The following is a 12500-nucleotide window of genomic DNA, read 5'->3' on the forward strand; positions in this document are numbered from 1 at the left end:
CCTTAGTCTTAGTATAAATAGGTCTCTCTTCATTAAAAATTTCTTTGCTTATCTTTCTATTTAGAAATTCTATATTACTATCATATAACGCTTTAATTGAATTTATGCAATCCAAATGTCCCTTAAATTCATAAGCTCCAACAGTTAAATTATTTAGATTATTATGAATATACTCTTTAACTTTTCTATACATTCCCCTACTTACACATTCGTTTACAATATTTATAAATAAGTCCGCCTTCAATATATACATTTCCATATTAATATTAGCTTTTGAATTTTTTCCTATATTCTCTCCTACGCTTATAACACTTTCTGAGTCATCAAAATTTAATACTCCACAATCACCGAATGCTTCATCTGCATTATTTACTTTTTTGTATACCATTGTAATATCTTTTCCTGTACTCTTATGGTATTCTACCACATCATTATAATCTATATTGCAAATCATATAGCTTGGTGCTAATAATACATATTCTCTTGTACTATGTGTTAAAAATTGTATGTTTTCAGCAAAATTATGAACATCGTCATAAACAGGCTCATCATTTCCAAAATTAAAGACTTTTAATCCATCTTTTTTTCTATTTAGATCCCATGGTCTACCATTCGTTAAATGGTCTATTAATGATCTTGACTTGTTTTTTGTGAAAATACCTATACAGTCAATTCCTGAGTTAGTCATATTAGATAATACGAAATCTATAACTCTATATCTAGCTGCAATTGGAACTGAAGCAAGCGATCTATTTACAACTAGTTCTCCCATTCTATTTTCATTTTCATCTAAATTAATTATACCAATACAATTTTTCATTTCTTTCTCCCCCTTAGCGATTCTTCTAAACAGCCTTGTTATTTTCAATGACTGTACCAACTTTCACTTCTTCTTTTGCTCCAATAATCGCTATTTCATCACCTAAGGAAATTTTGCAATCCTTTCTAACAATAGCACCACTTCCAACAATTGCTTTTTCAATAACTACGTTATCTCCTATTTTGGCATCTGTCATAATTATTGAATCACGAATAATTGAATTTTTACCTATTTGAACACCTTGGAATAATATGCAATTTTCAATTTGTCCATTAACAATGCACCCTTCAACAACAAGCGAATTTGATACCTTTGCATTTTCACCTATATATTGTGCTGGTCTTATTGGATTAACTGAATATATCTTCCAGTCCTCTTCATGTAAATCGAGTTCATTATCTTCCCTGATTAAATCCATATTTGCTTCCCATAAGCTATCTATAGTACCAACATCTTTCCAATATCCTTTAAATGGATATGCAACCATTTTATTTCCATCTCCAAGCATGCTTGGAATTATGTTCATTCCAAAATCATTCTTTGAAGTTTTGTCACCTTCATCTTCTCTTAAATATTTCTTAAGAGTTTTCCAATTAAAAATGTATATTCCCATAGATGCTAAATTATTTTTAGGATTTTTAGGTTTTTCTTCGAATTCATATACCGATAAATCTTCTCTAGTGTTCATTATTCCAAATCTAGATGCTTCATCCATTGAAACTTCAATTACTGCTATAGTTGCTTCTGCTTGCTTTTCTTTATGGAAATCCAGCATTTTTGTATAATCCATTTTATAAATATGATCTCCAGACAAGATTAAAATATATTCTGGATCATATCTATCAACAAATTCTATATTTTGATAAATTGCATTTGCCGTTCCCTTATACCATTCTCCACCCTTTTCTTCTTGATATGGAGGTAATATACTTACTCCACCCTGAGTTCTATCCAAATCCCATGCTTCACCTATACCAATGTGTGCATTTAGTTCTAACGGTTTATATTGAGTTAATACCCCTACTGTATATATCCCTGAATTTGAGCAATTGCTTAATGGAAAATCTATAATTCTATATTTCCCTCCAAATGGTACTGCTGGCTTTGCTAATTTTTTTGTTAATACCCCTAATCTTGACCCTTGTCCACCAGCTAATATCATTGCTACCATTTCATTTTTACCCATAATATTATCTCCTCTCATATGTTATTGCTCTCATTAGATAAAGTTTTAATATTTTATGCTTAACATATTATTTTATGTTAAGCATATTACTTTATAACCAATTTCTAAATATTGTTATTGCATCTAAAAATATCCTATTGTATTATTTTTACACAGTATATTATACACTTTATTGTAAATAAATACCACAAAAATGTATTCTAATAATATTCGTCACCATAAGCTAATTAATTATATTATAATTAATTAAAACTTTCGTAATATTTTAAAATCATGTGGAAAAATACTTATTATAATCTTATCCCCTATAAATTTATATTTTTCACTAACATTAAATAAATTTATATACGATCCACTTAAATTAATATCTTTAATTAATTTTTGTTCATTTGAAACATTAACTAAAACTATTACTTTTTCATTTTCATAATTTCTTTCAAAAATGAATACTTCTGGGTCTGTTTCATGAATATTTAAATCCCCTTTTTTTAAACTATTTTCACTATTCCTTATACTTGCTATTTTATGATAAAAGTTAATAAGGTTTTTATCTTCTTTTCCCCAAGGATAACTTTTTCTATTATCTGGTTCTTTTCCACCTTTTAACCCTGTTTCATCACCATAATATATAAGTGGTACCCCTGGCAATGTAAATTGAATTACTACAAGTAACCTCAGCAATTCTACATTCCCATCTAAAACAGTTAGTATTCTCTCAGTATCATTTGTACCTACAACATTTATGTTTCCATAAAAGCTTTCTCTTGGATAATTCTCGTATAAGGACATGATTTTTCGTTTAAATCTATCACATGTTATATATCCTTTAGTAAAATTAATTAAACATTCTCTTAAAGGATAGTTTGTAACAGCTTGTACTTCTTTGCCTTGCAAATATTTTCGCCTTTTTGAATAACTAACTTTATTAGATGCATCATCCCAAATATCACCTAAAAGTACAGTATCTTTATTAATTTCTTGCATTCTTGTTCGAATTAATTCTATAAACTCATCCGGAAGCTCATCTATTACATTTAATCTCCATCCGCTGCAACCCAAATCTATCCACTTTTTTATAATAGAATTATCATTTTTTATAATATAATCCGTATATCCCTTTTCCATTGAATTAACATTAGGTCTTTCATTAATCCCCCACCACGACTCATACTGATATGGATATATAGTAAACTTATACCAGTCATGATATTTAGAATTAGGTGATTGGTACGCACCAATCTCATTATAATTACCTAATTTATTGAAATATTTACTATCAGAGCTCGTATAACTTAATACTACATCTAAAATAATTTTTATTCCTTTGCTTTCTGCTGTTTCACATAATTCTCTAAATTCATTATTTGTACCAAACATCTCATCTGTAAATTCATAATCTCCCGTATCATATTTGTGATAACTAGAAGATTTAAATACAGGGCTTAACTGTATTATACTTACTCCTAAGGATTTTATGTAATCTAATTTCCTTATTATACCTTTTATATTTCCACCATAAAAATCCCATCTAGAAATATTGCCCAAATTATCTTTAATACACATAGGACTATCGTCCCATCTCCCATATATAAATGAGTTCTGTTTAGGATAATTTATAGTGTTATCCTCATTTCCATTATAGAATCTATCTATAAGAATTTGATATACTACTCCTTCTTTATACCAATTCGGTATATAAAATTTTTCATATACAGTTATTTGATACGGCATAGGATTATAAGTATATATTTGACCAATGCCACCTAAATGTTCATCATTGTTTCCATAATATAACCTATCATATCCATCTATTAGAATAAAATAATATTCTAATATTCCCAAAGCATCAGATGTATCAATTTCTAGAGAATATCTAAATTCGCCATTATTTAAATACTCCTTTTTCATACCCATATTTATTTTAGTACCATCAAATTGTATAAATTCTATTGCTACTATTATTTCTCTATTAATATTAATTGACAGTTTAACCTTTTGACCAACTTCTACAGCTCCAAAAGGTTCCCTAAATTTTATGCTTTGTGAATCATGTACTGCCTGTATACTGTCCATTAAATTAACCTCCTATAGATTCTTATAAATTACTTCTGATCCCCAAATCCCTGTTGCATATTCTTCAATTGTTCTGTCAGATGAGAATATCCCCGAATGCGCAATATTAATTCCACACATTCTTTGCCATTTATTAGTATCTCTATAAAGAGTATCAATTTTGTCTTGAGCTTTTAAGTATGAATCAAAATCTTGCAGAACAAAAAATTCATCATTATAAGTTATTAGATTCTCATAAATGCTTCTAAACTTCTCTTTGTCACTATTATATTTTCCATTTACCAAGTCATCAATTACTCTTTTTACCCTTACATCACTATTATATATATGAATAGATTTATATCCTCCATATTGATAATAGTTAAGTACTTCATCAGCATTTAATCCGAAAATTACTATATTATCATCTGTAACTTCATCTTTTATTTCAATATTAGCTCCATCTAGCGTTGCTACTGTAATAGCTCCGTTCATCATAAATTTCATATTTGATGTTCCTGATGCTTCTTTTGTTGTTGTAGAAATCTGCTCACTTACATCTGTACCTGGAATAATTTGTTCTGCTAATGAAACTCTATAGTTTTGAATGAAAACCACCTTTATTTTTCCATTTATTCTTGGATCATTATTTATTTTGTTAGCAACACTATTTATTAACTCGATAGTATTTTTAGCTAAATAATATCCTGGTGCAGCTTTTCCTCCAAATATGAATGTTCTTGGCACAATATCATAATTAGGAGTATCAATCAATTTGTTATATAACTCCATTATTCTTAAGCAATTAAGTATTTGTCTCTTATACGCATGTATTCTTTTAACTTGAACATCAAATATAGAATTCGGGTCTATATTTATATTCTCGTTATTTAATATTACATTTGCCAACTTTTCTTTGTTAAACTTTTTTATTTTTCCCAATTGCTCTAAAACAATTTCATCATTTAGATGCCTCTCAAAATTTTTCAAATCAATTGGATGCCTTATAAAGCTATCCCCAATTGTATCTTTTATCAATTTTGTAAGTTCAGGATTACTCTTTAAAAGCCATCTTCTGTGAGTAATTCCATTTGTTTTATTGTTAAATTTATTTGGGTATAAATAATAAAAATCCTTCATTTCCTTTTTCTTTAGTATTTCTGTATGAAGTTTAGCAACTCCGTTTACACTATGGCTACCTACGATTGCTAAATGTGCCATTTTCACTTTATTATCTGCTATTATAGACATTCTATTAATCTTATCCCAATTACCTGGGTATTTAACCCAAAGTTCATCACAATATCTTCTATTTATTTCTTCAACAATCATATATATTCTTGGAAGTAATTTTTTGAACATATCTACTGGCCATTTTTCTAAAGCTTCTGCTAGAATTGTATGATTCGTATAAGATATTGCATTAGTAGTTATTCTCCATGCAGTGTCCCACGCTATCCCTTCTTCATCGACTAATATTCTCATGAGCTCTGGTATTGCAAGTGTAGGATGAGTATCATTAATATGAATTGCCACCTTTTCATCTAACAATTCTATATCTTTACCATGCTTTTTTAAATGTCTTATAATACTTTGAACTCCTGCTGAAACAAAAAAGTATTGTTGTTTTAATCTAAGCATTTTACCTTCATAAAACGAATCTTCTGGATATAAAACTTGTGAAATTGATTCAACTGAATTTTTGTACTCAATTGCTTTAAGAAAATCGCCTCTATTAAATGATGAAAAATCAAATTCATTTGAAACTACTTCAGCACTCCATAATCTAAGGGTATTCACAATTTCATTTTCATATCCTACAATAGGTGTATCATACGGAACAGCTAAAATTGGTTCAAAATTTATATGTGTAAAATTTAAATGTCCATTTACTTCACTTACTTTTATTTCGCCGCCAAATTTAACAATTTCAGCTTTTTCAGCTTTTCTTTTTTCCCATACATTTCCTTCTTTTAACCAATCATCAGAAACTTCAACTTGTTTTCCATCAATAATCTTCTGTTCAAAAAAACCATGCTTATATCTAATTCCGCAACCATTTCCCGGAATATTCAAAGAAGCCATTGAGTCTAGAAAACATGCTGCTAGTCGGCCAAGACCACCATTTCCGAGCGCTTGATCTTGTTCAAAGTTTTCTAGTTCTTCTAGTTTTATATTCAGATCTGATAAAGCTTCTAGACATACATCTCTTATCCCAATATTTAATAATGCATCCCCAAGTAACCGTCCTAATAAGAACTCCATTGAGAAATAATAAACTTGCTTTTCTCCTGTTTTATTATATTTCTTATTTGTTTTAAGCCATGTTCTTGTAACATAGTCTCTCACTAAGCTTGCTAAAGCATCATATTTTTGTTGATTATTGCCCTCTTTCAATTCAATACCATGCATCTCTAAAAACTTATTCACATAAGCCTTTTTTAATGCCTTTTTATCCATTCCATTCATCCATATACCCCCTCATAACGTTACTCTAATCTTGTCCTGTCAACTCTCTATACATATTCAAATATATTTCAGCTGATTTATTCCAACTATTATCACAATTCATTGCTTGATTAACAAGATTGCTCCACTCTTTTTTATTTTTATATATTCCTAAAGCATATTGTATTACATTATATAAATCATCTGAATTATAATTTGTAAAACTAAACCCATTTCCTTCTCCAGTAAATTCATTATATGCTGTAACTGTATCTTTTAAACCACCAGTTTCTCTAACTATAGGAATTGAACCATATCTAAGTGCTATTAATTGTCCTAGTCCACATGGTTCAAATAGAGACGGCATCAAAAACATATCACATGCAGCATATATTTTATTTGCTAAAACATGATCAAATTTAATATTTGTAGATACTTTATTTCCATATCTATAATCCAACCATTTAAAATGATCTTCATAATGTTTATCACCATTTCCTAAAACTACTAACTGCACGTTTTGCTGTAATAATATATCTGAAATATTAACTAATAAGTCAAGCCCCTTTTGTTGTGTTAATCTTGTTACCATTGCTATCATTGGAATATTTTCGTCAACGGTCAACCCTAACTCTTTTTGCAATTCAGTTTTGTTTATACTCTTATTTTCAATTGAATTTATGTCATAATTATTTTTAATGAATTTATCTGTTTTGGGATTGAATTCGTCATAATCTATTCCATTTATTATTCCTCTTAACGCATATGATTTCTCCCTTAATACACCATCTAGTCTCTGACCATATTCAGGTGTTTGTATTTCATTTGCATAGCTATTACTAACGGTTGTGATTATATCAGAATAATATAATCCACCTTTCATAAAGCTCACTCCGTCATCAAACTTTAAGCATGTATTATCATAAAGTTCCATATCAAATCCGAATAATTCTGGTAATATTTGAGGATCAAAAATTCCTTGGAATGCTATATTATGAATTGAATATACAGACTTCATATTCCAATAAAACATATCATTTCTTTTATATTGCAATTTTAGCAATACGGGTATCATACCTGTTTGCCAATCATTACAATGAATTAAATCTGGTTGCCAATCTATTTCTTTTAGCATATCAAGCACAGCTCTATCAAAAAATGCAAATCTTTCTGCATCATCATAAAAACCATATAATCCATCTCTATTAAAATACTTCTCATTATCTAACACGTAATATGTGACTCCATTATATATGCATTCGAAGACTCCACAATATTCTTCTCTCCATCCAACTCGCACAGTAAACCATTTATTAAACCTTAATTTATCTCTTACTTCATAATTAATTTCTTTATATTTTGGTATCACAACTCTGACATCCTCACCTTTTTGTGCAAGTTCTTTAGGCAATGCTCCCGCAACATCTCCGAGTCCTCCACTTTTTATAAATGGAGCTGCTTCTGATGCTACAAATAAAACCCTCATTCTTTCTCCCCCTTAGCAATAATTAATAAGATTTTATCTTTGTATTTTTTCTATTTACCCATTTCTTTAAATTCATCATCATTTTTAACGGATAATTCTTCAATTAATTTAACTTCTTCTTTTATATTGATTTCATTTACTTTTAATATTAATGTAGCCATTGGTGGCACTTTTATTTTTATAGAGTATGGCTGATTTTGGAATGGTACTTTTTCAGCTACTAATGTTTCATCAATTGTTTGTCCTGAACCACCATATTTACTGTGATCAGTATTAAATATTTCTCTATAGCTTGTTAAGAATGGCACTCCAATTTGATAGTCATAATATACTTTAGAAGTAAAATTTATTACAAAAACTAATGTATCTTGATCATCTTTACTCCTTCTAGTAAAAATTAATACACTTTGTTCATTATTATCTGCTTCTATCCAATTAAAGCCTTTATTGTCATGATCAAGTTCCCAAAAGGCTTTATTATTAACATATAAATTATTTAAATCTTTAAAAAATAATTGTGTCTTTTTATGCATTTCTAAATTATCAATTAAATTCCATTCTAATTCTTTGTATTCTCTCCATTCTATTGTTTGTGCAAATTCACATCCCATAAATAGTAGTTTTTTACCTGGATGACCCATCATATACCCCATAAATGTCCGTAAACCTGCAAACTTATTCCATTCATCTCCCCACATTTTATTTATTAGCGATTTTTTGCCATGCACAACTTCATCATGGGAAAGAGGTAATAAGTAATTTTCAGCATGATTGTACATCATTGAAAATGTTATATTTCTATGATTATTCTTTCTATATTTAGGATCTATTTCAACATATTCCAATGTATCATTCATCCACCCCATATCCCATTTCAAATTGAATCCAAGTCCATCATTAATGGGAGGTTTTGTTACATTAGCCCATGATGTTGATTCTTCTGCTATCATAAGTGCTGTTGGATATTCCGCAAAAACTGCTTTATTTAACTCTTTTAAGAAATCTATTGCTTCTAAATTTCCATTTTCACCATATTTATTTGGAACCCATTCTCCATGTGACTTACTATAATCTAAATATAAAATACTGGATACAGCATCTACCCTAAGTCCGTCAATATGAAATTCTCTATACCAATATAGTGCATTTGATATTAAATAACTCTTTACTTCTCTCCTACCTAAATCAAAATTGCAAGTTCCCCAACCCTTATTTTCAGCTCTCCACTCTTCTTGGTATTCATATGTTGGTGTTCCATCAAATTTATATAATCCATGTGCATCCTTGCAGAAATGTCCTGGAACCCAATCCATTATCACTCCTATATTTTCTTCATGCAACTTATTTATTAATTTCTTAAGTCCTTCCATTTTTCCATATCTACTCGTAGGTGAATAGTATCCTGTTCCTTGATACCCCCAAGAAGCATCTAATGGATGCTCTACAAGCGGCATTATTTCGACATGTGTATATCCCATTTCTTTTAGATATCTAGGTAATTCTTCAGCAAGCTCTTCATAACTTAAAAATTTACCATCTTTATGTGTCTTCCAAGAACCTAAATGTATTTCATATATATTTAGTGGTTCTTCCAATACATTTATTTTATTTCTTTTACCAATCCATTTTTTATCATTCCATTTGAAAACTTTAGGCTTGTACACTATTGAATCATTACGTGGCCTTACTTCATTTTGCATTGCATATGGATCAGCCTTATATTCTCCTTTTCCGCCCTCTTTTCCTATTATGAAATATTTGTATTTATCTCCATCCTTAGCTTCTGGAAAAAAGCCTTTCCATAATCCATTTTCAGTTATCTTTTCAAGTTTATATTCATCTTTTACTTCAAAATTATTAAAATCACCAACCACATAAATATCTTTAGCATTAGGTGCCCAAGTTGCAAATTGTACACCCTTCTTTCTTTTTTCAGTTTTAATATGTGATCCTAGTATGTTGTAAGTTTCATAATTTTTGCCTTGATGAAATAAATATGTGTTAAAACTAGTTATCTCAGCCTTATCTACTTTCTCTGTAACCTTTTTAACTGTGTTTTTTATTTGTTCAGTTTTAGTTTGTACTTCAGTTTGTTTCTTTAAAGATGATTTTCTTGTTGGTGCAGTTGTCTTGCTTTTAGTAGCTACTGTAGTTTTATCTGCTTTACTAGTAGTAGTCTTAGTGACTGTACCTTTTCTTGTACTAGTTTTCTTTAGAGTTTCTTTCACATCAACTTTATCTTCAGTATTCTTTGCTATAGTTTCCTTTTCCTTTGAAGTAAATTTCTTTTGTGACTTAGGCTTGCTATCGTTTTTTGTATTTCTTTCTTTACCCAATGTTGAAGAACTTCTTTTAGTAGTTATCTTCTTATCTTGTTCTATTGATTTATTTATATTTTCTTCAACATTCATTTCTTCTTTATTGCTTTTACGCTTATCTTGCATAAAATTTCATACCCCCATCCATATTTTATCCCTCTCATAGTATCAAATTTATATCATTATATTTTAACTTTTAATATCTATACATCTCTATCTTACCAAATTTTTCCGTATATTTCACTTGTTTTCTATACTTTTTATTAAAATTATAAATTTAGTTAACTTTTTTAGAATTAATTATCCATATTTATTCATTAAAAACAAATAGTTTTAATCTATTGATTTTTATAAATTCTAAATTTACAATAAGACTTAGTAATTGTTTAATTGTTTACATACATATAAATAAAAAAAGAGATATTATTATAAATTATCTCTTCTTTAAATTCTCATTTATAGTTTTTAATATTATAATTTTTTAGAACAAAAAAAAAGATAGTCATATCAACTATCTTTTTTACACTTACCTCGCAACGTCCTACTCTGCCACACAGTCACCCGTGCAGTACCATCGGCGCTATAGACCTTAACTGTCCTGTTCGGAATGGGAAGGAGTGTTACCTCTATGCCATCGTCACGAGATTTTTGAAAGATTTGTTCTTTCAAAATTGCATATAGATATTAATGTATATTTTACAACTTGATTATATATTGGTCAAGCCCTCGACCTATTAGTATCAGTCAGCTAAATATGTTACCATACTTACACCTCTGACCTATCAACCTTGTAGTCTTCAAGGGGTCTTACTAGCTTACGCTATGGGAAATCTAATCTTGAGGTTGGCTTCACACTTAGATGCTTTCAGCGTTTATCCATTCCCGACTTAGCTACCCAGCTATGCTTCTGGCGAAACAACTGGTACACCATAGGTCAGTCCATCCCGGTCCTCTCGTACTAAGGACAGCTCCTCTCAAATTTCCTACGCCCGCGACGGATAGGGACCGAACTGTCTCACGACGTTCTGAACCCAGCTCGCGTGCCGCTTTAATGGGCGAACAGCCCAACCCTTGGGACCTACTTCAGCCCCAGGATGCGACGAGCCGACATCGAGGTGCCAAACCTCCCCGTCGATGTGAACTCTTGGGGGAGATCAGCCTGTTATCCCCGAGGTAGCTTTTATCCGTTGAGCGATGGCCCTCCCACGAGGTACCACCGGATCACTAAGCCCGACTTTCGTCCCTGCTCCACTTGTAGGTGTCGCAGTCAGGCTCCCTTCTGCCTTTGCACTCTTCGAACGATTTCCGACCGTTCTGAGGGAACCTTTGGGCGCCTCCGTTACATTTTAGGAGGCGACCGCCCCAGTCAAACTGCCCACCTAACAATGTCCTGTCACCAGTTTCATGGCATCCAGTTAGAACTTCAATACTATCAGGGTGGTATCCCAACAACGACTCCACCAAAGCTGACGCTCTGGTTTCCCAGTCTCCCACCTATCCTGTACAGACAATACCGAAATTCAATGCTAAGCTACAGTAAAGCTCTACGGGGTCTTTCCGTCCAATCGCGGGTAGCGAGCATCTTCACTCGCACTACAACTTCGCCGGATTTGCAGTTGAGACAGTGCACAAGTCATTACGCCATTCGTGCGGGTCAGAACTTACCTGACAAGGAATTTCGCTACCTTAGGACCGTTATAGTTACGGCCGCCGTTTACTGGGGCTTAAGTTCACACCTTCGCGTTACCGCTAAGCATTCCCCTTAACCTTCCAGCACCGGGCAGGCGTCAGCCCCTATACATCAGCTTACGCTTTAGCAGAGACCTGTGTTTTTGTTAAACAGTTGCTTGTGCCTATTCTCTGCGGCCTGCATTGCTACAGGCACCCCTTCTCCCGAAGTTACGGGGTCAATTTGCCTAGTTCCTTAACTGCAATTCTTCCGTCGGCCTTAGGATTCTCTCCTCATCTACCTGTGTCGGTTTGCGGTACGGGCACTACTTCTCTTTCTAGATGCTTTTCTTGGAAGCATGGAATCAGATACTTCGGTTCCGTAGAACCTTCCCCATCACGCCTCAGAATTGTTAGAACGGATTTGCCTATCCTAACTCCCTAAACGCTTAGACTAGCATCCAATAGCTAGCACATCCTATCCTTCTCCGTCACACCATCGATAATAACGATTGTAGTGGT

Annotated in this window: 6 protein-coding genes and 2 rRNA genes (2 of these 8 running past the window's edge); all 8 read right to left on the reverse strand. The window is 31.6% G+C overall.

Features of this window, described 5'->3' with window-relative positions; all coding sequences use genetic code 11:
• Window positions 1–820: the 5' portion of a glucose-1-phosphate adenylyltransferase subunit GlgD gene (gene glgD, locus DIC82_03225; GenBank protein AWK50148.1), read on the reverse strand. 281 nt of this gene lie to the left of the window's left edge; only the first 820 of its 1101 coding nucleotides appear in the window; the start codon lies at window positions 818–820; its stop codon lies off the left edge, out of view.
• A 25-nt stretch (window positions 821–845) separates the two neighbouring features.
• A complete protein-coding gene (locus tag DIC82_03230; GenBank protein ID AWK50149.1) occupies window positions 846–2006 on the reverse strand; it encodes a glucose-1-phosphate adenylyltransferase in 1161 nt (386 codons plus the stop codon).
• A 246-nt stretch (window positions 2007–2252) separates the two neighbouring features.
• Window positions 2253–4079, reverse strand: a complete 1827-nt coding sequence (locus DIC82_03235; protein AWK50150.1) for an alpha-glycosidase — start codon at window positions 4077–4079, stop codon at window positions 2253–2255.
• Window positions 4080–4091: 12 nt separating this feature from the next.
• The gene (locus tag DIC82_03240) at window positions 4092–6527 is read right to left on the reverse strand and encodes a glycogen phosphorylase (protein ID AWK50151.1); all 2436 of its coding nucleotides are present in this window, start codon (window positions 6525–6527) and stop codon (window positions 4092–4094) included.
• Window positions 6528–6552: 25 nt separating this feature from the next.
• Window positions 6553–7992 (reverse strand): glycogen synthase GlgA, encoded by a 1440-nt coding sequence (locus DIC82_03245; protein ID AWK50152.1) that lies wholly within the window; start codon window positions 7990–7992, stop codon window positions 6553–6555.
• A gap of 50 nt (window positions 7993–8042) precedes the next feature.
• Window positions 8043–10007, reverse strand: a complete 1965-nt coding sequence (locus tag DIC82_03250) for a 1,4-alpha-glucan branching enzyme (GenBank protein AWK53023.1) — start codon at window positions 10005–10007, stop codon at window positions 8043–8045.
• Between the two features lie 831 nt (window positions 10008–10838).
• A 5S ribosomal RNA gene (gene rrf / locus DIC82_03255) occupies window positions 10839–10955 on the reverse strand.
• Window positions 10956–11023: 68 nt separating this feature from the next.
• A 23S ribosomal RNA gene (locus DIC82_03260) occupies window positions 11024–12500 on the reverse strand (it continues 1437 nt past the right edge of the window).

It is taken from the genome of Clostridium beijerinckii (assembly GCA_003129525.1).
In the GTDB taxonomy this organism is placed as follows: domain Bacteria; phylum Bacillota; class Clostridia; order Clostridiales; family Clostridiaceae; genus Clostridium; species Clostridium beijerinckii_D.

Excerpts from the sequence above, each read along its gene's own strand:
- DIC82_03235 (AWK50150.1), bottom strand. The coding sequence starts at position 4,079 with ATGGACAGTATACAGGCAGTACATGATTCACAAAGCATAAAATTTAGG.
- DIC82_03245 (AWK50152.1), bottom strand. The coding sequence starts at position 7,992 with ATGAGGGTTTTATTTGTAGCATCAGAAGCAGCTCCATTTATAAAAAGT.
- DIC82_03240 (AWK50151.1), bottom strand. The coding sequence starts at position 6,527 with ATGAATGGAATGGATAAAAAGGCATTAAAAAAGGCTTATGTGAATAAG.
- DIC82_03230 (AWK50149.1), bottom strand. The coding sequence starts at position 2,006 with ATGGGTAAAAATGAAATGGTAGCAATGATATTAGCTGGTGGACAAGGG.